Origin of the sequence: Corallococcus sp. CA041A (assembly GCF_003612075.1) — a bacterium.
GTDB classification, from domain to species: domain Bacteria; phylum Myxococcota; class Myxococcia; order Myxococcales; family Myxococcaceae; genus Corallococcus; species Corallococcus exiguus.
Map to the genome: position 1 here is coordinate 1 of NZ_RAWF01000171.1, position 21,782 is coordinate 21,782.

11 protein-coding genes are annotated in these 21,782 nt (G+C 70.7%); 4 read left to right on the forward strand and 7 right to left on the reverse strand.

The genetic code is table 11. The annotated features are described in order from the left end of the window. Positions 1-140: 140 nt before the first annotated feature. Positions 141-374: a hypothetical protein gene (locus D7V77_RS27025; RefSeq protein WP_120579186.1), complete on the forward strand. Its 234-nt coding sequence runs from the start codon at positions 141-143 to the stop codon at positions 372-374. On the opposite strand, the gene D7V77_RS27030 is transcribed toward D7V77_RS27025, so the two are convergent. Both D7V77_RS27030 and D7V77_RS27035 read right to left on the reverse strand, forming a co-directional pair. Further along, the gene (locus D7V77_RS27030) at positions 375-824 is read right to left on the reverse strand and encodes a nuclear transport factor 2 family protein (RefSeq protein WP_120579187.1); all 450 of its coding nucleotides are present in this window, start codon (positions 822-824) and stop codon (positions 375-377) included. Further along, positions 805-9,456: a non-ribosomal peptide synthetase/type I polyketide synthase gene (locus D7V77_RS27035; RefSeq protein WP_120579188.1), complete on the reverse strand. Its 8,652-nt coding sequence runs from the start codon at positions 9,454-9,456 to the stop codon at positions 805-807. Before D7V77_RS27035 ends, D7V77_RS27030 begins: the two co-directional genes overlap by 20 nt. An 86-nt stretch (positions 9,457-9,542) precedes the next feature. On the opposite strand from D7V77_RS27035, the gene D7V77_RS27040 reads away from it, so the two are divergent. After that, positions 9,543-10,079, forward strand: a complete 537-nt coding sequence (locus D7V77_RS27040; protein WP_120579189.1) for a metal-dependent hydrolase — start codon at positions 9,543-9,545, stop codon at positions 10,077-10,079. A gap of 20 nt (positions 10,080-10,099) precedes the next feature. On the opposite strand, the gene D7V77_RS27045 is transcribed toward D7V77_RS27040, so the two are convergent. Together D7V77_RS27045 and D7V77_RS27050 are read right to left on the reverse strand one after the other, a co-directional pair. Then, complete coding sequence (locus D7V77_RS27045) at positions 10,100-10,903, reverse strand: glutaminyl-peptide cyclotransferase (RefSeq protein ID WP_120579190.1); 804 nt, start codon at positions 10,901-10,903, stop codon at positions 10,100-10,102. A gap of 59 nt (positions 10,904-10,962) precedes the next feature. Then, complete coding sequence (locus D7V77_RS27050) at positions 10,963-11,424, reverse strand: response regulator (protein ID WP_120579191.1); 462 nt, start codon at positions 11,422-11,424, stop codon at positions 10,963-10,965. A gap of 440 nt (positions 11,425-11,864) precedes the next feature. Here D7V77_RS27050 and D7V77_RS27055 point away from each other — a divergent pair, with 440 nt between their 5' ends. Continuing rightward, entirely contained in the window at positions 11,865-13,379 is a 1,515-nt protein-coding gene (locus D7V77_RS27055) for a Do family serine endopeptidase (protein WP_120579192.1), read from the forward strand. A 51-nt stretch (positions 13,380-13,430) separates the two neighbouring features. On the opposite strand, the gene D7V77_RS27060 is transcribed toward D7V77_RS27055, so the two are convergent. Together D7V77_RS27060 and D7V77_RS45790 are read right to left on the reverse strand one after the other, a co-directional pair. Further along, positions 13,431-14,183, reverse strand: coding sequence for an immunity 52 family protein (locus D7V77_RS27060; protein ID WP_172811328.1), 753 nt, complete (start codon positions 14,181-14,183; stop codon positions 13,431-13,433). A 12-nt stretch (positions 14,184-14,195) separates the two neighbouring features. Further along, positions 14,196-15,782, reverse strand: a complete 1,587-nt coding sequence (locus D7V77_RS45790) for a Tox-REase-5 domain-containing protein (protein ID WP_120579193.1) — start codon at positions 15,780-15,782, stop codon at positions 14,196-14,198. 356 nt (positions 15,783-16,138) lie between these two features. Between D7V77_RS45790 and D7V77_RS27070 the strand changes: the two genes are divergently transcribed. Continuing rightward, positions 16,139-20,056 carry a serine/threonine-protein kinase PknK gene (locus tag D7V77_RS27070; protein ID WP_199733898.1) on the forward strand — a complete coding sequence of 1,306 codons (3,918 nt, stop codon included), beginning with the start codon at positions 16,139-16,141 and terminating at the stop codon, positions 20,054-20,056. Positions 20,057-20,071: 15 nt separating this feature from the next. Here the strand turns inward: D7V77_RS27070 and D7V77_RS27075 are convergent. Next, positions 20,072-21,782, reverse strand: a 1,711-nt coding sequence (locus tag D7V77_RS27075) for an OPT/YSL family transporter (protein ID WP_120579196.1), incomplete at its 5' end; no start/stop codon positions are given.

A 21,782-nucleotide genomic window follows, 5' to 3' on the forward strand; every position in this document is an offset into this window, starting at 1 on the left:
GGAGGACGGGGCGGGCCTCGTGCATGCGCAGGCGAGGAACGCCAGGAGCACCACGGAGGCGCGGCGGGAGAAGCGCGGGTCGGATGATGTCGTGCGCATGGGCTGCCTTCCTTCCGGGTGTCAGTTAGGAAGATGTGGCCATGGATGTGAAGGATGCCACCGTGCAGGCGGCGCTGCTTCAAGCTTGTGACGACGCGGGGCTGCCCCAGTCCCTACGGGGCTGTGTGTATCCACTGCTGAGGGATCCGGAGGGCGACTGGGCTCCCTGCTGCGGCGGGGGCTGCATGCCATGCACGTCCACGCTGGCGGACGTGGCGCTGCGCACGCTGGAGCTGCTGGGCACGCCGCGACGCTCGCCGCTGCCTCCGGGGTAATCAGCGGCGCTTGTGGTCCACCAGCACCTCCGTGCGCGGAAGCGACCAGTGCATCTGGACCATCCGCCACTCGACGCCCCGGCGTTCGAAGGCGCAAGCCACGCGGATGCCCTCGAAGGTGACGGGCCTGCCGCCCGCGACCAGGGCGATGTCCATCGCGGGCACCGTGAGGCAGGCCATCGTGGAGGGCGGTGCGCCCCCGTGCCAGAACTGCTCCGAGCGCAGCGTCACACGGATGTCGCGCAGGCTCCCGAACTGGGTGCGGAAGGAGTGCTCCACCTGCGCCCAGCCGATGAAGTGGAGGTTGGAGTGCGTGCCCACGACCACGATGTCGTCGTCGTGCCAGAACAGCTCGGACAGGGCCTCCAGGCTGCCCCGCTCGTAGGCCTCCACGAACGCGGTGAAGCGCCGTGAGAGCTCCGCCTTCCATTCATCCCGCGTCGAGGTCATCACGCTCCCCTCCCCTTCCCGCTGTCAGCTGCTCACGGATGAGCCGCGCCACCTCCGCCACGTGGGGTTCCTCCATGACGGTGAAGTGGTTGCCGCGCACGTCGTGGGACTGGAACGAAGCGGTCGTCAGCGCCTTCCACCAGGCCGCCGCGTGCGAGTCCAGCACCGAGTCCCGCTCCGTGGCCCGCAGGTACACGAGCGGCACCGCGTGCCGTCCCGGCGCGTACGCGGCGATGGCCTCGTTGGTGGCGAGCACCACGTCGCGCAGCCGCGTGTCGAGCTCCATCGCCGTCCGCAGCCCGTCCGCCGCGCGCGGGGAGATCTCCTGGAACGCGTCGATGAGCCGGAGCACGTCTCCCACGCTCCGGATGTTCAGCCTGTGCGAGTCGTCCACCGTCACCGTGTCGATCTGGATGACCCCCGCCACGGAGTGGCCCCGCTTCAGCAGCTCGGCCGCCATCTCGTAGGCGATGACGCCGCCCGAGGAGTGGCCGCCCAGCCAGAAGGGGCCCTGGGGCTGGAAGGTCAGCAGTTCGTCCACGTACGCGCGGGCCATCGCGGACACGTCGCGGTAGAGCACTTCGCCGGGCTCCAGCCCCGATGCGCGGAACGCGTGGACCGGCGTGTCCGCGCCCAGCTGCTTCGCCAGGGGCAGGTACGTGTAGACCGTGCCCCCAATGGGCTGCACCAGGAAGAGCGGTGTCCGTCCACGCCGTCCCTCCTGGAGTTCCATCCGGAGCGGTGCCGCCTTGGTGAGTGGCCGCCCCGTACGCTCCAGCTCGTCCTGGACCGCTCGCACCCATGCGCCCAGCGTCGGGTGTTCCAGCACCGCATGCAGTGACAGGCTCACCGACAGCCGCGTCTTGAGTTCGCGGTTGAGCTGCACGACCAGGAGCGACGTGCCGCCCAGCTCGAAGAAGTGGCTGTCCGGCGTCAGCGTGTCCACGCCGAGCAGCTCCTTCCAGAGTGCTTCCATGGAGGCGTGGACCTCTTCACGGCTGAGCGGCCGGGGCTCGTTCGTGACTTCAGGCCGAGGCAGCCGTGGCGTCTTCTCCGCCAGCGAGTACCGCTTGCGCTCGAAGGGATACGTCGGCAGCACGACGCGCCTGCGCGGCCCGCTGCCGCGCACCACGTCCCAGTCCACGGGGAAGCCCGCGGACCAGAGCTGTCCCACGGCATGGAGCAGGGCCTGTTCATCACTCTCCGGTGGATGACGCCGTCCCGTAGACACTCCGAGCGTGTGCAGCACGAGCCGCTCCCGCCCTACCCGGTGGTTCAACAGCGTCAACGCTGAGAGCGTCTGTCCCGGTCCCACCTCCACGAACAACCGCTCGCGGTCCTCCAGCAGCAGCTCCAGCCCCGAGGAGAACCGGACCGTGTGCCTCAGGTGACGGGCCCAGTACGTGCGGTCGTGCGCATCGTCCGCGGTCAGCCAGGTGCCCGTGACGTTGGAGATGAGGGGAATCGCCGGGGACTTCGGGCGCATCGACCTGGCCAGGTCCGTGAGCGGTTGCATCGCGGGCTCCACGAGCGCGGAGTGGAACCCGCTCGCGTTCGGCAACCGCTTCGTCCTCACGCCCCGCTCCCGCAGCCGCGCCACGAAGTCCTCCAACACCTCCAACGCGCCGGACACCACACACTGCCCGGGTCCGTTGACCGCGGCCAGGGACAGTCCAGGTGGCAGCGCCTGCGTGAGCACGCCTTCCGACAGGGGCACGGCCAGCATGCCGGACGGTGGCAGTGCATCGCAGAGGCGGCCGCGCAGCGCGACCAGCGACACGGCCTGCTCCAGCGACAGGACGCCGGAGAGACACGCGGCGGCGTATTCCCCAAGGCTGTGGCCCAGGAGGCTCGTCGGGTGGAGACCCCAGGCACCCAGCAGCCGCGACAGCGCGTACTCCGTCGTGAAGATGGCGGCCATGCCCAGCGAGGGTGCTCGCAGTGCTTCCTCCGCCTTTGCTCCGCGCTCGTCGGTGAGCAGCACGGCACGAAGGTCGCGCTCCATCTCCGGACCGAAGAGGGCGGCGCATGCATCGAAGGCCTCGCGATACGCCGGAGCGCGCCGGTACCACGCCGCACCCATGCCCGCCTCCTGGGTGCCCGTCCCCGGGAACAGGAAGCACACTTCAGGATACGGGGACGAAGCGGGCTTCACGGGCTCGTCCCGCCGGAGCTTCGCGATGGCCTCCGCGGGTGTCTCGCACGCGATGGCGCGCCGGTATCCGAACGCCGTCCGTCCCTCCTGCAACGTGTACGCGACGTCCGCCAGGGGCTGCTCCGGATGCCGTTCCAGATGATCCGCGAGCCGCCGTGAAGCCGCGTTCAATGAATCCCCGCTCCGCGCCGAGAGCACCAGCACTTCCGCCAACGTGCTCACGTCGACGGTGGGCGCGGGGCGTGCCTCTTCGAGGACGACGTGCGCATTCGTTCCTCCAATGCCAAACGCGCTGACGCCCGCGAGACGTGGGAAGCCCTCAGGCAGGGACCACGGCCGCCCTTCGCGACTCACGACGAAGGGCGAACGTTCCAGGCCCGCTTCCGGATGGGGCTGCTCGAAGTGGACGGTGCCCGGGAGGAAGCGGTGCTCCAGGGCCAGCGTCGTCTTGATCAACCCCGCCACCCCGGCCGCCGAGTCCAGGTGCCCCACGTTGCTCTTGAGCGCCCCCAGGACCACCGCGGGCTCCGACGCCTCACGGGCTCCGAAGGCGAGCCGCAGCGCCTGGACCTCCAGCGGGTCGCCCAGTGGCGTCGCCGTGCCGTGGGCTTCGACGTAGGTGATGTCACGAGCGGCAACGCCCGCGTCGGCGTGTGCTCGCGTGATGACGTCGCGCTGGCCCTCCACGCTCGGGGCGGTGAAGCCGACCTTGGCGTTTCCGTCGTTGTTGATGGCCGAGCCCCGGATGACGGCATGGATGGAGTCTCCATCCCGAAGCGCATCCTCCAGGCGCTTGAGCACCACGATGCCCACGCCGCTGGAGGGCACCGTCCCCTGCCCCTTCGCGTCGAAGGGACGGCAGTGTCCATCCGGAGAGGTGATGCCACCTGCCTCATGGAGGTAACCGGACGGACCGGACGCGAAGAGGGAGATGCCTCCCGCCAGGGCCACATCGGATTCGCCCGCGCGCAGGCTCTGGCAGGCCAGGTGCACGGCCACCAGTGACGTGGAGCAAGCGGTCTGCACCGTGAGCGCGGGCCCACGCAGGCCCAGTTGATACGCCGTCGCCGTGGCGAGGAACTGCCATGGATTGCCCAGGATGGACCGGTACGCCTCCGCGGCCACGGACAGCGAACGGAAGCGCGGCATCACCTGATCCAACCAGTAGCGCGGCACTCCCGAGCCCGCGAACAGCCCCGCCTTGCCGGGCAGCCGCTTCGGGTCGTAGCCCGCCGCTTCGAGTGCCTCCCATGCGCACTCCAGGAACATGCGGAGCTGCGGATCCATCAGCCGCGCGTCCAGTGGGCTGTAGCCGAAGAAGGCTGCGTCGAAGAACTCGACGTCCTCCAGCAGCCCGGAGGCACGGACGTAGGAAGGATCGTCCAGGAGCTGGGGATCCTCGCCCGCATCGAGCAGCGTCTCCCGGCTGAACCGGGACAGGCCCTCGCGGCCCTCCACCAGCAACGTCCACAGCGCTTCGACGCTGGGTGCTCCCGGGAACCGTCCGGCCGTACCGATGATGGCGATGGGGCCAGAGGAACGCGCGAGGGTTCGCGCGGGCTCCGGCGTCACCGGTTGCACGGCAGAGTCCGCGTCCAGGTGCCGCGCGAGGGATTCGATGGTCGGGAACTGGAACAGCGTGGCCATGCTCACGCGGATGCCCAGCTCCGACGCCAGCGCGGACTGGACCCGAGTGAGCAGCAGCGAGTTCCCACCCGCGTCGAAGAACCCCTCCTGCCTGCCGACGCGTTCCACGCCGAGAATCCGGCACCAGATGCGCTCCAATGCCTTCTCACGCTCCGTGGACGCGGGCGCTTCGGGAGCAGCCTGGGCATTGCCGGAAGGCAACGGCAGCGCGTCGCGGTCAAGCTTCCCTGTCGGCCCCATCGGAAACGCCTCCAGCAACACCCACTCCCGGGGAACCATGTGCGGCGGAAGTGTTTCACCCAGCGATTCCTTGAACGCAGGTGTCAGCAGACGTGACGCCGAGGCGGCATCCCGGGGGATGACGTAGCCCACCAGGTGCCGCTCTCCCGCGAGCAGCCGCGGTTCAACCACGGCGTCCCGGACATCCGGGTGCTTGCGCAACGCGGCCTCGATCTCGCCCAGTTCGATACGGAAGCCGCGCAGCTTGAGCTGGCGGTCAGACCGCCCGTGGAAGTCGATGCCGCCATCCGGGCGATGGCTGGCGATGTCTCCGCTCTTGTAGAGGCGCGCGCCCGGTTCGGAGCTGAAGGGATGCGGGATGAACCGCTCCGCGTCGAGTTCAGGGCGGTGCAGGTAGCCGTGCGCCAGCCCCTTGCCTCCGATGTAGAGCGCGCCGCGCACGCCCACCGGGACCGGCATCAGGGTTTCATCCAGCAGGTAGACCTCGTAACCGGAGAGGGGTGTCCCGATGGGGTACGGGCCCTCGCCGGCCATGCACTCCCCGGTCGTCGTGAAGACCGTGGCCTCGGTGGGCCCGTAGACCTGGATGAACCGGCGGCCCGGAGCCCACGTGTCCACGAGCCGCGCGGGAAGCTCCTCGCCTCCAATCGCGAGCGTCTTCAGGTCCGGAAGCGGCCGCCACGCCATGGAGCCCAGCGCAGACGGCGTGAACATCGCGGTGTGGATGCGCTGGGTCTCCAGGAAGTCCGCCAGCTCCTCACCGGCGGCCACGTCCTCCTGGGCCATGAGGTACAGCGTGGCGCCGGAGGAGAGCGTCGGGAAGATCTCCGCGACGGAGAAGTCGAAGCCATACCGCGCGCACTGCGCCACGCGCTGTCCCGGTGCGAAGCCGAAGTCCCAGGCCACGGTCTCCGTCAGGTGCGCCGCGCTCCGGTGGCTGATGCACACGCCCTTGGGCTGACCCGTCGAGCCGGAGGTGTAGATGACATACGCGAGGTCATCCCCGGTGACGTGGACCCGAGGCGTGTCCTCCGGACCGCCGCGCACCTGCTCCAGCGCGACCACCGGGACGCCCACACCGTCCATGAGCGCGAGCGTCGTCTCCTGCGCGAGGATGAGCCTCAGCCCCGCGTCCCGCACCGTGAACTCCAGCCGTGCCCTGGGATAGGCGGGGTCCAGCGGCACGTAGGTCGCGCCCGACTTCAATGTCGCCAGCAGGGCGATGATCAGCTCGAAGGAGCGCTGGACACAGACGCCCACGAAGTCTCCAGGCCGGACGCCCTGGGAGATGAGGTGATGGGCCAGCCGGTTCGCTTCCGCGTTCAGCGTCCGGTAGCTCAGGGACCGTCCCTGGAAGACGAGGGCCGGCGCGTCTGGCGTGCGCACCACCTGTGCTTCGAACAGGGGGTGCAGACAGTCCGCGTGCGACACGTCGCGCACGGGTCCATGAGCCCAGGCGAGCACTTGTGATTGCTCCGCCTCCGAGAGCAGCGGCAACGCCAAGACCCGTTGCTCCGGGTCCTGTGCTGCCTCGCGCAGCAGCGTCACGAAGTGCTGACCCAGCTGGTGGATCATCCAGGGCTCGAAGACGTCCAGCGCGTACTCCCACCGCACGGACATGCCGTCGGGCCGCTCATCCAGTTCGATGGAGAGGTCGAGCTTCGACGTCCCTGTGTCGACGTCGTGGGGCTCCACCCGCCAGTCCGACGCCGGCACCGCGATGCGCGGCTCCAGCGTGCAGCTCACCTGGAACAACGGGTTGGCGCCAGGGATGCGCGCCGGGTTCACCGCCTCCACGATGCGCACGAGCGGCGCGTCCTGATGTTCGAGCGCCTCCAGGCAGACGCGGCGCACCTGCGCCAACAGCCCCCGGATGGTCAGCCCCTCGGAGAAGCGCAGCCGCAGCGGCAGCAGGTTCACGAAGTGCCCGGAGATGGCCCGAGACTCCGCGCGGCTCCGCCCGGAGAAGGCACCGCCGACGATGAGGTCCTCCGCCCCGGAGTAGCGGTGCAGCAGCGCGCCGAACACGGACAGCATCGTCATGAAGAGCGAGGAGTCCTCTCCACGCCCCAGCGCCTTCACGGACTCCAGGAGGTCTCCGGGGATTCGCACGACGTGCTTGGCCCCGCGGAAGCTCGGGACCTGGGGGCGGGGATGCTGCATGGGGAGTTCCAGGTGCGGAGCCCCCGCGAGCGTCTGCTTCCACCAGTCCAGGTGCGATGCGATGGCCTCTTGGTAGCGGGCCCCCTGCTGCCAGACAGCGGCGTCGCCGTACTGGAGCGGCAGTGGCGGCAGCGAAGGTGCCTCCGCCAGGTAGAACCCGTGCAGTTCCTGGAGGAACGCCGCCATCGTGAAGCCATCCACGATGAGGTGATGCATCACCAGGGCGAGGCGGCTCTCCGTCGCGCTCAATCGCATCCACGTCGCACGTAACAGCGGCCCGTGCTCCAGGTCGAAGGACTCACGCGCCTCCTGGGTGGCCAACTGCAATGCCTTCGCGCTCCGCAGGCTTCCGGGCACAGCGTGCAGGTCCACACGTCGCAGGTGGAACTGCATGTCCGGATGCACGCGCTGGAACGGACCGTCCGGAGTGGAGCCGAAGGTCGTCCGCAGCACTTCATGCCGGGCGATGAGTGACCGGAACGCGCGCTCCAGCGCTTCGGGCTGGAGGTCACCGGGCAGATACAGCGTGAAGGGCTCGTTGTAGACGGCGCTCCGGGGTGCCAGCTGCTCCAGGAGCCACAGTTGCCGCTGGGAATCAGACAGGGGCAGGGGCTGTGTCCGGTCCACCGGGACGATGGGTGGCACATCGATGCTTCGCATCGTTCCCCGTGCCGCTTCCACCGACCGCGCCAGCTCCGCGATGTTCGGACTGTCGAAGAGCGTCCGCACGGGCAGACGGACCGACACCGCCTGCTCCAGCCGTTCAATGAAACGGATCGCGAGCAGCGAGTCCCCGCCTGACTCCATGAAGCGGTCCTGCGTTCCCGCCTGCTGCGTCCCCAGGACCTCCGACCAGACGCGAGCAATCTCCTGCTCCAGCAGCGTGCGCGGTGTCTCCCCCTCCCCCGAACCAAAGCGCGGCACTGGAAGCCGCGAGGGGTCCACCTTGCCGCTGGCGTTGAGCGGCATGTGCTCCAGCGCCATGACCGCATGGGGAAGCATGAAGTCCGGCAGCTTCGTCCCCAGATACGCGCGCAGCTCCGCGTCCTCCACCCCGTGCGGTGAGACATACGCGACGAGCCGCTTGTCGCCCGGGGAGACCTCGTGCACGCGGACCACGGCGTCACCGACTCGCGGGTGGGTGCGCAGGACGCTCTCGATCTCCGCCAGCTCGACTCGCGCGCCGCGAATCTTCACCTGGTGGTCCACCCGCCCCAGGAACTCCAGGTTGCCATCCTGGAGCCACCGCGCCCGGTCTCCCGTCCGGTACATCCGCGCCCCGGGCACGTCGCTGAACGGATCCGGCAGGAACCGCTCGCCGGTGAGGACGGGACGGTTCAGGTAGCCCCGCGCGAGCCCCTCTCCGCCCAGGTACAGCTCCCCCACTTCGCCCACGGACAGCGGCTTCCCCGCGTCGTCCAGGACATGCAACTGGAGCCGAGCGAGCGCCCTGCCGATGGGAATGGACACGCCCGGCTCCGGAGGCGCGAGGAGCTCATACGCCGTAGCGGAGGTGGTGCACTCCGTGGGGCCATAGCTGTTGAGCAGCCGCTGGGGCTTTCCCTTCGCCATGACTCGCGCCACCCACTTGGGGTCCAGCACGTCGCCGCCCACCATCAGGACACGGAGCCCACCGAACGCATCCGGGATGGCGGCGGCCAGTTGATGGAACAGCGACGTGCTCAGCACCGCGGCGGAGATGGCATCCCGCTGGAGCTTCGCCGCGAGGAGCGGAGGCGACAGCAGGGTATCCCGTGAAACCAGACACAGCGTCGCGCCGTTCAGCAGCGCGCCCCAGACCTCCAGCGTCGAGGCATCGAAGGCATACGAAGCGGCCTGGAGGACTCGGTCCTCGCGCCGGAAGCCCATGAAGCCTTCGTCCAGCACCAGCCGCGCCACGCCCCGGTGCGGGATGCACACACCCTTGGGCCTGCCCGTGGAGCCGGACGTGTAGAGCACATACGCCAGCGAGTCCGGCCCCGCTCCGCTCGTCACGTTCACGGCATCCTGCGCCTCCAGAGGTTCATCCGAAGAGGGAGGCTCGACGGCGTGCCCCTGGAAGCGCAGCCCCTGGACCGCCTCACGCCGTCCGACGAGGACCCGCACCCCGGAGTCCGCCACCATCGCGGCGAGCCGCTCCGGAGGATGACTCGGGTCCAGGGGGAGATAGGCGCCTCCTGCCTTCAGGATGCCCAGCAATCCCACCACTGTTTCCGGTGTGCGCTCGGAGAGGATGCCCACGGGCTGGTCGAGCCCCACACCGAGCGCCTGGAGCCGCCGCGCCAGCCGGTTCGCGCGCCGGTTGAGAGTGTCATAGCGGAGCACACCGCCGTCAGAATGCAGCGCCACGGCCTCGGGTGTGTTTCGTGCGTGCGCTTCAAAAAGCGTGGCGATGCCCAGACGCGGGTGCGCGGAGATGGAATTCATGATGAGTCATTGCCCCCCACTTTCTCAACGCACTGCCCCGGGAACCTTCGCCGTGGCCCCGGCATGCCGTACGCTAGTGCACACCCATGAATCCCATCGTCCACGCCGAATTGTCCTGGCTCCTCTCGCAAGGCCTGCGCGAACGGCGTGACCGCATCCTGGTCACCTGCGCGGGACTCGCGCCGGACCTGGATGGTTTGTCATTGCTGGCGGGTGAAGAGTTTTATTCGCGTTATCACCACGTGATTTTTCATGGCTACGTGGGAGCGCTCGTCACCATGGCGGTGTGTACGGCGCTGGCGCGGCAAAGAGCAGCGGTGGCCCTGCTGTCGGTGGCTGCGTTCCACGGTCATCTGCTGTGCGACCTCGCCGGCAGCGGGCCGGACTGGCCCATCCACTACCTGTGGCCCACGAGCATGGAGCCGTGGTCATGGTCCGGGCAGTGGAACCTGGGCTCCTGGCAGAACACGCTCATTGGACTGGCCGCGACGCTGGCGTGCCTGGCGTGCGCCCTGCCCTTCCGGCGGACCGCGCTGGAATTGCTGTCACCGCGCTGGGACGCGGAGGTGGTCCGGACCGTGCGGCGGCGCTTTTCCAGACAGGGTGAGTCCCCCTCCGCCTGAAGCGGGAGGACTGGAATGCGCTACGGCGTGGCCGCGGGCCCCACCAGCGTCACTTCGAAGAGGTCGGGCCACAGCTTGCCGGTGAGGAACAGGCGGCCGGTGCCGGGCTCCAGCGCGATGCCGTTGAGCACCGCCTCGTAGCTGCGCACCCGGCCTCGCACCGCCTGCGCCAGCGCCGATGCGTCGATGACCGCCAGCACGCGGCCCGTGGCGTAATCAATCTTCAGGATGTTGTTGGAATGCCAGACGTTGGCGTAGACGCCGTCCTCCGCGCACTCCAGTTCGTTGAGCATCTCCTGCGGCACACCCTGCAACGTCACCTGCACCTGGGACTTCACGTGGAAGTCCTTCGGGTCGTGGAAGCGCAGCGTGGACGTGCCGTCGCTGCGCACCAGTTGGCCCTGCCAGTAGCACAGGCCCCAGCCCTCGCCGTCGTACTCCACCTGCTTCTCCTGCGCGGGCGGCGCGCCGTTCCACACGAAGAGCGTCTCGTCCTGCCAGGTGAGCTGGTACAGCCGCTGTCCGTCGCTCGCGAGCCCCTCTGGGAACACGTCCGGCAGGGGCTGCTTCCACAGGGGCGCCGCCTGCTCCAGCGAGATGCGGCGCAGGTCGCCCTTCTCACCGGTGCTCTCGTAGAGCTGGCCCTGGTGGAACTGGAGCCCCTGCGTGAACGCCGTGGGGTCGTGCGGGTAGGTGTGGACGATGTGCGCCACCAGCCGCTGGGGCTTGACCTCCGGAGTGCCCGCGTCCGGCGTCTGGCGCTGCGTGGGCGCGCATGCCAGGCACAGGAGCGACAACGAGAGGGACCAGGGGAGGCGGCGCATGGGCTTCCTTGCGACAGGCATTGCCGCGCCACCTTAGCGCGCCATCACCCGGGGTGGCGTCACTCGCGTGTCACCGCGAGGGCCACCTCCACCGCGCCTCGCAGTTCGTCCATGTCGAACGGCTTGTTGAGCACACAGGCAGCCCCCAGGCGCAGGGCCTCGCGGTGCAGGTGCACGTCGCCGAAGGCGGTGATGAGGATGACCGGCGTGTTCCACTGCTCGCGCCGCAGCCGGGCGAGCACCTCCAGGCCCGTGAAGCCCGGCATGCGCACGTCCGTGATGATGAGGTCGGGCGCGCGCGACTCCTCCGCCGTCAGCCCTTCAATGAGGACGCGCACCAGGTCCGGCCCGTCCGACGCCTCCACCACGTCATAACCGCGCCGCACCAGCATCTTGCGGATGAGCGTGCGCATCTCCGTCTGATCATCCGCGACCAGGATGCGAGGAGGCCTCGCGGGCTCCGAGTGGGGGTCTTCCCAGGCCGCGCCGCGCGCGACTCCTTCTGATTGCTCGTGCACCATGGGCGTGAACTCCTGGAGGGGTTGAAGGTGCCGCGGCGGCGACGCTCGCGGGGGGCCCCTTCGCTCCATGAGCATCCGCCGTGCCATGTCCGGCGGGAGCCACGGGGGTGGGGTCTGGGGCACGCCGCCCCCGGGCGAAATGCCCCGGTTGGGGCACTTTGCCCCGCGCCCTGGGGCCTTCTGGGGCCCGGCTCCCCTCTGAAGGGGGGTTCTGGAGGGGTTGGCCCACGGACTGCAATGAAGTCCCGGCGTCGGACCGGATGCGGGGCTTCCTCCAAGAGCTCCCTTCAGGCAGCTGGGCCACCGGTGGCTCCCGGTGTCGCTGGTGGAACGGGACCGCTGCCTCCTTCCCAGGGTGCCCACCGCATCCGGTTCGACTCTTTCTTTCCCATCTCCGACCGGAAGGCCCTCTTCCGGCCGCCACTCAAGGAGAACGCACGATGGTCCGCACGCTTCCGTCCCGCCGCCACCTTGCCCGCGCACTCACGCTGATGCCCCTGGTCGCCCTGGGGGCCTGCAAGCCGGCCGCGGACGTGGCTCCCCCCGCCCGACCCACGCTGTCGTTGAAGACAGCCACCACGCCCTCGGGCGCGAAGGTGGAGCCGGCGGTCTATTCACCCACGCCCGGGTCTCCCGGCGCGCTCATGTCGCTGGCGCCGCTCGTGGACACCGTGAAGGGCGCGGTGGTGAACGTGGAGGTGCAGGCCCGAGTACGCCCCGCCATGGGCGGGATGATGCAGGGCCTGCCCCCCGGCCTCGCCGAGCGCTTCGGAATGCAGGGCAGACAGAATCCCTTTGGCGAGGGCGGCGCGCCCTCGAAGCAGGGGCTGGGGTCGGGCTTCGTCATCGACCCGTCCGGCCTGGTGCTCACGAACAACCACGTGGTGGAGGGCGCGGACACCGTCCGGGTGAAGCTGGAGGACGGGCGCTCGTTCGAGGCGGAGGTGCTGGGCCGCGACGCGCTCACGGACGTGGCGCTCATCCAGTTGAAGGGCGTGTCCGGGAACCTGCCGTTCGTGAAGCTGGGGGATTCGGATGGTCTGCGCGTGGGCGACCCGGTGATGGCCATTGGCAATCCGTTCGGGCTCGCGTCGAGCGTGAGCGCGGGCATCCTGTCCGCCCGGGCGCGCGACATCCACGCGGGTCCGTATGACGACTTCCTGCAGACGGACGCGGCCATCAACCCGGGCAACTCCGGCGGCCCGCTCTTCAACATGAAGGGCGAGGTGGTGGGCATGAACACGGCCATCATCGGCGGCGCGACGGGCATTGGCTTCGCGGTGCCGGCGAACCTCATCCAGGCGCTCCTGCCGCAGCTCCAGGAGACGGGCGTGGTGCGCCGGGGCTGGGTGGGCCTGGCGGTGCAGGACCTCACGCCGGAGCTGGCGCGCGCGCTGCGCGTGGACGCGGCGAAGGGCGCGGTGGTGGCCGGCGTCAGCGCGGGCGGCCCCGGTGCGAAGGCGGGCCTGCGCGAGGAGGACATCATCACGTCCGTGGGCGAGCGCGCGGTGGACTCCGCCGGATCGCTGACGCGCGCGGTGGCGCTGCTCAAGCCGGGCAGCGAGGTGAAGGTGAGCCTGGTGCGCGGCGGCAAGGCGATGGAGGTGCCGGTGAAGCTGGGCACCCGGCCGACTCAGCGGGGTGAGGAGGAGATGACGCCTCGGGATTCGACGCCCGCGCCCCTGTCGAAGCGGATGGGCCTGAGGCTGTCGGAGGCGCAGGACGGCAGCGGCGGCGCGCAGGTGGTGGCGGTGGAGTCCGGCAGCCCCGCGGAGCGCGCGGGCCTGGCGCCCGGGATGGTGCTGACGCAGGTGGGTGACCAGAAGGTATCTGGCGTCGCGGAGGCGGCACAGGCCCTGACGTCCGCGGAGCCTGGGGCCGCGCTGCTGTTGCGTGCGCGGGTGCCTGGACAGGATGGGTCGCTGCTGCGTGCGATTGAAGTGCCGCAGCGGTAGGACTGTTGTTGGCGCGCTCCGCCGGCCGGGGTGGAGCGCGCCGTTTCTCTTTCAGCGGGTCTTGATGAGCCCGGCCCGGGTGAGCAACTCGCGCACGCGATTGGCCAGGGCCACGTGCTCCGGGTTGGCCACCGTGAAGCGTTCCGGGGTCAGGAGGATGAGCGTGCCCTTGTCCTCCACCGGTTCGATTCGCACGGGCGCGGGCAGTGGGGGCACGGTGCCTCGCTGCTTGGAGAAATAGGTCACCCAGCCGACCCATGCGTTGGTCCTGTTGTCCGGATCATCCAGATCCCGATGATCTCTGGACATGGCCGCGATCCAGTCCGGCTCCCACGCGACCACCATTCCGCGCATCACGGCCTCCAGCACGGAGGGGGTCAACACCCGCTCCGCGGTCGGTCCGTCGAATGGGAGGGACAAGATGCAGTTGTTGGGACTGGGGGCATCGAAGGCTCCGCATTTGATGCTCAGGCGTGCGTCATCGGAGGCGGCACCTCCGTTGAGGAAGCCGACGCGGAGGCCCAGTTCCTCGATAACGGGTCCTCGGCCCTCACGGTTGACGCCCCGCCGGAACAAGTCCGTGAGCACTGACACGTCGGGCGGCATCAATGACAGCTTCTGCGTGCCCTTACGGGAACGGATGGACTTGTACCAGTGGGCCAGGAGCGGATCGCATGCTGCCAGGAGCTCCAGGAAGACCGCCGCACGACGCGCGCACGCTTCTGGCGACTCCCGACGTGCCCCCCAGTAGGCACCCACAAAGAAGCTATCCGGGTAGGCCTGGGGCTTGGACTCGGTGGTCAAGGGGTCCTCTGATCAGCGTGCCGGAGTGTGAACGACTTCGATTCCGTCCATACCATCACCCTTGAGAAGGCTCCGGATGGCATCCGCCGCTTTCTTCTCCGCGACATGCCACTCGATGCGGACTCCCATGTTCCGCGTCTTTCTCCACTGCCGCTCCGCTTGGTCCCGGAGCTGCCTGGCCCCCGTTTCCTCGAACCAGACCTTTGGCTCCAGGCTTTCCTGGAACTTGTTCGCGTAGCCCGGGCCCTTGGCCTCCCGTAGCACTCCGTCCCGGAAGCCGTCGAACTTCACGCCGCCGCTGTTCCTTCCCACTCCACCGACCCAGTAGGCCTCGTCCGCTGAGTGCCCGGAGATCTGCTCCTGGTAGCGCCGGGCCCGCGCGGACATCGACTCCTCGGCTGGCCCCCACTTTCCTGGCTCGGCTGGAGCCGGTGTCGCGTTGGCCTTCTGGAGGACGATGGCTGCCCCGGGTCCCCCACTCAGCACCGCCGCCGCGCGTCCCACGGGCACCGCGATACGCTCGACACTGAGCAGTCCCTCCGCGGACACCGCGAGCACGGGCACGGTGGCCTCCACTCCCGCCGCTGCTCGCGTCAACGTGCGCGTCGTCACCGAGGCCGTGCCCCACAGCGTGATGACGTTCGTGGTCAGCCGCGCTACTTCGCGGATCTGCTCGCCCTCCGTCATGTACCGGAAGCGCTCCCAATACTCGGGCGATGACGCGATGAGCGCCGCCACGCGCTGCGGGAGATGGCGCAGACTCGCGAAGCTGTCCGTGGGATGGGACAGCAACTGCCCCATGCCGTGGTACAGCTCCACGAACGCGTCCTCCGCGCCATCCAGGGAGCGACTGAGGACATCCGCGTCGTCGTACATCTCCGCGAGCGGGCGCCAATCCGCAGCACGCAGCTGTGCATCGACTCCGCGGAAGACACCGCCCTTGCCGCTGTAGAAGCGCCCCAGCTCGAAGTTGCCCGCGCGGAAGGTCCCGTCCTTCCACTGCACGGCCCCCACCCTCTGCTGCGTGCGCCCATCGAGCGCCCAGGCCAGGTACCCGTCCGGCCGCAGCACCGCCACCTGCTCCCGGACGAAGCGCTCCACCCGGCGCACCAACTCCTCGCGCGACACCGCGCCGCCTTCCAGCACCTCGCGCAGCACGAAGCCCGCCGCCATGCGAGGCGGGTACGTCCCCAGCGTCACCGGCTCCTCCATCAGCCGGTTCAACACCTCCGCCGCGTCCTCGGGCGTGAAGGGATTGCGACGGACCGGCGGCTCCTCCAGCCCGGCGCGCAGCAAGAGCTTCTCGAACGCGTCCACCTCCAGCAGGCCCAGCTCCACCGCCTGCCGCGTCCGTTCCTCCGCGCTCCCGATGAGCACCGTTCCCGGAGGCAGGCGCACCGGAGCCTCATCCCCCACCGTGCCGCCCGCGCCCTCGGACGCCGCGTCCCCATGCAACGGTGCCGGCGATGCGCTGCGGTAGCGCGCATAGCCGTGCAGCCCCACCGGCAACGAACGGGCTCGTCCTCCCGCGCAGCCCACCAGCCCGGCGATGAGCACCAGGCACAGCCACTCGCGCCTTCGCGACTGAATCCCTTTCATGCCTGTTCCTCCTGTTGAACAGGGCTAGCAGGGACTCCTGACATCCTTGGCGCGATGCGGTGTGAATTGACGCAGCCGGTGCGCGGTCGACCCTCTGACTCGCTGGCTGCCCCGGATGTCCGGTGTCGCGTGGTTCACAGGATGTGACGCCTGGAAGCCCTCCGGCCTTCTGACGGATGCTTCACGTGTCCGTCGAATGACCGACCCTGGTGGTTCGGAAATCACGGCGGCGCTGGCATAGAGTGGCGCTCGTGCCGCGCTGCCTCACATGCGGGCGGCGTTGGGAGGGCTCTCATGCGCCATGCCCGCCCGGCGTCTCGCCTCCCATCGCTCCGCCATCCGATGCCTCGCTCGTCATGCCCGACGTCCCGGGCTACCGCTGCGAGAAGGTCATCGCGCGCGGTGGCTTCGGCGTGCTGCTGGCCGCGCACAAGCGCTCCGCTGACGGCACCGAGGGTGAACGCATCGCGCTGAAGCTGGCGCGGCCCGGCATCGCGCTCGCGGAGGCGCAGCTGGCCCGCGAGGCGGAGGCCCTGCGCGTCATCGGGCCTCCCACCGTGCCCGCGCTCCATGCCGTGGGCACGCTGCCCGGTGGACAGCGCTTCGTCGACATGGAGTACGTGCCCCTGCCCACGCTCGCGGACTGGCTGGCCCGGGTGTCCGGGCCCATGTCGCCGCAGGAGTTCGGGCCTCGCGCCAACGCGCTCCTGGAGGCGGTGGCCGTCGTGCACGCGCACGGACTGGTGCACTGCGACCTCAAGCCCGAGCACGTCTTCCTGGACGACACCCACAAGCGCGCCCGCGTCTTCGACTTCGGCCTGGTGCAGCGTCCGACCCCTGGCGTGCTCGCGGACGACGGCACTCCCGGCGACACGTCCTCCTTCGCCGGCACCGCCGAATACATGGCGCCCGAACAGTGCGCCGGCCACGCGGTCCTGGACGCGCGCACGGACGTGTACGCGCTGGGCGTCATCCTCTACGAGCTCATCGCGGGCCGTCCGCCCTTCTTCGGCTCGCTCACGGAGGTGCTCCAGGCGCACCTGTCGCTGCGGCCTCCGCCTCCTTCGGAGTACGCCCCGGTGGCGCCGCCCGTGGAGGAGGTCGTGCTGCGCTGCCTGGCCAAGGAGCCCGCGCGCCGTCCCCGCGACGCCGCCGCCGTGGCCCAGGCCCTGCGCGCGGCGCTGGACCACGCGGGCCAGTCCGCCGTGCAGCCCGCGCCCCGGCTCACCCTGCTGCCCGAGGTGCGCCCCGCCCAGACGCGCCGCTCGGTGGCGGTGCTGTTCACCTTCTCGCGCGCCAACCCCGTGGCGATGCAGAAGGCCCTGACCGCCTACGGAGGCCACATGGCCTTCGCGGAGGGCGAGCGCTTCGCGGGCGTCTTCGACCCCGACGTGGGAGAGAACCCCGTGCGCCGCGCGCTGCGGGCCGCCGAAGGACTGGCCGAGCGGGGACTCGCCCCGGTGTCCATCGTCGACGTGGCCAACGTCACCGTGCAGCGCCGCCGCGACGGCGCTCCCCGCTACCTGGGCGCCATCTTCGCGCGCGAGGAGCGCTACCCCCACCTCGTGGAGCTGCGCGGGCCCCTGCTCTCCCCCGCCGCCGCGGAGGCCGTGCCGGAGGTGCCGTGCCTGCCGGTGGCGGGACGGTCCGGGCTGATGCGCCCCGCGCCCTCGGGCGCCGCGCCCCGGCCGGACGCCACCGTGCTGCAGCTGGGCAGCGCGATGCTGGTGGGCCGCGACGTGGAGCTGGAGCAGCTCCTGGAGAGCGCCCGGTCCGCGGTGACGGACGCGGCGCCCACCATCGTCACCGTGCGCGGCGACCGGGGCCACGGCAAGAGCCACCTGTCCTCCACGCTGGGCCTGCGCCTGAGGGCCGCGCTGCCGCACGCGCGCGTCCACTCCCTGCGCGCGCGTGAGCCCGTGCAGGGCGACCCTGAAGGCACGCTGCGCACGCTCCTGCGCGTGGCGCTGCACGGCTTCGACCGCGACGACACCGACACGCAGGAGGACGGCCGCACCGCCATCCTCGACCGGCTGGGCACCCGGCTGGGCATGGAGCTGTGGCCGGGCGTGGCCGCGACGCTCGGGTGGTACGCGCCGGGCGGGCCAGAGCTGCACAGCTGGGCCGCGGCCCCGGGCGCGCTGCGCTCGCTGGCCATGCGCGCTACGGGCGAGCTGCTGGCGGCGCACGCCCGCGAACGGCCCCTGTGCCTCATCGTGGACGACGCGCACTTCGCGGAGGAGACGGCGCTGGACGCGCTGGAGTACGCGGCGCTCGCGGAGACGCGCGTGCCGCTGTGGATCTGCGTGCTGGTGCGCCCGGGCTTCGAGCAGAGCCGTCCAGCGTGGAGCGCCCGCGCCGCGCGCCAGTTGGACCTGCCCCTGTCCGGCCTGGCCCCGGGCGACGCGCATGCCCTGTGCCGCGCGCTGCTCAAGCCGGTGGAGAACGTGCCGGCGCAGGCGGTGGAGCGCATCATCGATCGCGCGCAGCGCGTGCCCCTGTTCCTGGTGGAGCTGGTGCGCGGCCTCAAGCGTCAGGGGCTGGTGCGTCAGCGCGCGCCGGGCGGCAACTGGTACCTCGTCACAGATGAACTGGACCGCCTGCCGGAGCTGCGGCTGGTGGAGTGGCTGGCGGACCGCGAACTGGGCGCGCTGCCTCCGGCGCTCGCCGCGCATGCCCGGCTGTGCGCGCTGCTGGGCGCGACCTTCACCGGCACGGCGGCGGACGGCGTGGTGCGCGAGCTGGAGCGCGACGGAGCGGCTTCCCAGTTCCCGCTGGACACGGGGCATGCGACGCGGCGGCTCCTGGACCTGGGGCTGCTGGTGGAGCACCGCTCGGAGGGGCTGAGCTTCCGCAACGAGCTGGTGCGCGAGGCCGTGGTCGCGGGCCTGCCCGCGGAGGAGAAGGCGCGCATCCACCACGCCGCGTACCGCCACTACCTGAGCCCGGCGGGCGCGCAGGAGCGCCAGCGGCTGGCCCGGCTCGCGCTGCACGCCGCGTCGGGGGGCCTGCGCGACGAGGCGGCGGCGCTGACCATCGACATCGCGGAGTCCGCGCGCGGCCGTCACGCGTACCTGGACGCGGAGGCCATGTACACGCGCGCCCTGGAGCTCATCGAGCCCGAGGACGAGCTGCGCAGGCTCACGGCGCTGCGGGGCCGGGGCCTGATGCGCTACCGCATCGGCCGGTACGAGGACTCGCTCACGGACTTCGCCATCGCGCGCGAGCGGGCGCGGAGCGTGGGGGATGCGCGCGCGGAGGTGGAGCTGCTGCTCGACGAGGCGGTGGCGCTCGACTGGGTGAACGACTACGCGCGCAGCGAGGCCCGGGTCCAGGAAGCCAAGCAGCTGACTGAGACCGTGACGTCGCCCTACGTGCAGGCGCGGCTCCTGCTGGCGCTCGGCCGCACGCAGTTCCGCAAGGGCGAATGGATGGACTCGCTCATGACCCTGGAGGCCGCGGCGGAGCGGGCGCGGAAGCTGGGCGACGCGGGCTACGAAACGCTGGTGGTTTCACTGCTCCTGCTGGTGGCCATCCTGCCGAGCCTGGGCGACATCGACGCCGCGGAGCGCGTGCTGGACGAGCTCATCTGCGCGTGCACGGAGCGCGGAGACCGCTTCCACCTGGGCTCGGCCATCAACAACCGCCGCAACCTGCGAGTGGCTCGGCGCGACCTGACGAACGCGCTGAAGGACCAGGAGCGCTTCATGCAGCTGGGGCGCGAGCTGGGCGTGGTGGGCTGGGAGTACTTCGCCGAGTACAACCTGGGCGAGCTGTACTACCAGGCGGGCGACGTGGAGGCCGCGGCCCCGCACATCGCGCGGGCCATCGTGCTGGAGCGCCGGCATCCGGAGGTGGCGCACCGTCCCTGGGCGCTGCTGCTCCAGGCGCGGGCCATGGCGTGGACGGACAGGCACGACCGGGCGCGCGACCTGCTGGAGCAGGTGCGGCAGGCGATGGCGACCAACCGGCACGGCGTGAACCTCAGCCCGTCGGAGGAGGTGCTCTTCTCCATGGTGGAGCTGGCCTCGAAGGACGCGACCGTGGAGGAGTGGCACGCGCTGCGCGAGCGCTCCGCCCAGGCCTCCGTGGAGCAGGAGCCGCTGGAGGTCCTGGAGATGATGGGCCTCGCGGCCTGGCGCCGAAGCGACTTCGCGGAGGCGATGCTCGCGCTCGGAGAAGCGCTGGCGCGCGCGGCGCACATGCCGAACCTGATGGAGGACCGCATCCGCCGCTCACTGGAGCGGGTGCGGGACCTCACGCCCGCGGCGTAGCGACGACTCCTGTCGCTACGCCAACCGCGAGAGCACCGTCGTCGCCGCGACGAGGAGTCCCATCAGCGATTCCCCCACCAGCGCTCCGGCGCCCAACGAGGAGACGTGCGCGTCCGTCGTCTTCGGCCACTTCCGCGCGAGCATCACCATCCCCGCGCCCAGGCACAGCGTCACCGCGAAGTAGGCGGGAGTGATGAAGCCGATACCCATCGCCACCGGCGACGGCAACCACCGCGAAACCCGGCTCCTCGCGGCCAGCGTCGACAGCGCCCCCACCGTGAAGCCCACCAGCGCGGCCCAGCCCGCGTAGGGCGGCAGGCCCGCCAGACCTCGCACGGATACCTCCGCCACCGCCCGGAACTGCGCCGCCGCGGGCACCGGCAACACCGCCGTCCCCAGCCCGTACGTGTCCACCAGCAGCAGATAGGCAGGCACCGCCACCACCGCGCCCACCGTCACGCCCACCAGCTGCGCGGCGAGCTGCCGGGAGGCCGACGCCCCCAGCAGGTGCCCCGCCTTCAACGACCACAAGCTCACGCCCGTCTGCGCCGCCGCGCCCGCCACCACCGAACCCGCCGCCACGTTGGACGACAACTCTCCGGGCCGCACCCCGCCAAAGATGACCTGCGTGAGGTTCCCCACCTGGCCCACGGGCGACACGTCCGTCTGCCCCGCGCCTCGCGCACACACCGCGCACAGCGGCACCAGCAGCGCGAGCACCAGCAGCATCGACGGGACTCCCAGCCCGAAGAGCAGCCCGCCCATCACCACCGCCAGCACGCATGCCACCGCCGCCACGCCCAGGCTCCACCGGGGCAGCCCTCCCCGACTCACGCCCACCGAACGCAGGTCCTTCACCGCGCCCAGGAAGTCCCTCGCCTGCGCCGCCAGCGACACCACCGCCCCGCCCACCATCAACCCCACGCCGGGCCATATCAGCCACGAGGACAGCGGTTCGTACCCCGAGCCCGCCACCAGGCCCGCGTCCAGGAGCCGCGACGCGAGCACGCCCCACGCCAGCCCCGACCCCAGCAGCATGCTCAACGCCAGCTGTGGGCCCGTCATCATCCCCACCGCCAGCAGCATGGGGCTCAGGCCCACGCCCCACGTCAGCGACTCCAGCGAGACGCCGCCCACGCGGCCCGGCAGCGCCACCATTCCCGGCAGCCAGCCGCGCGCATCGCGCATCCACGTGAGCGCCATCGCCACCACCCCGGCGCCCACCAGCGTCCGGCCCCGTCCCGGCCGCGTGCCTTGCGCTTCGGACGGCGTGGCCGCGTGCAGCGTGGAGATGAGCTCCGCGGTGGCGATGCCCGTGGGGAACGGCAGGGCCTCCTGCTCCAGCAGGCGCCGCCGCAACAAGCCCGCCACCAGCACGCCCACCACGCCCAGGACCAGACCCCAGACCGTGATGCCCCAGCCCGGCACACCCGTGCCCAGCAGGGCCAGCGCCGGAATCGCGGCCAGCAGCCCCGCCGACGCGGGCATCGCGCCCACCGCCGCCGCGGCCGTCTGCGTGAGGTTGTTCTCCAGCGGCGTGTAGGGCACGCCCCGCTTGCGCCCATAAGGCGCCAGGGCACTGAACCCCAGCACCGCCGCCGCGATGGAGCCCGAGTCCCACAGGCCCGTCTTCAATCCCATGTAGAGGTTGGTGACGGCCAGCAGCGCGCCAATGAGCAGGCCCATCCCCAACGACCGGGCCGTCCACTCCCGGCCCTCGGAGACC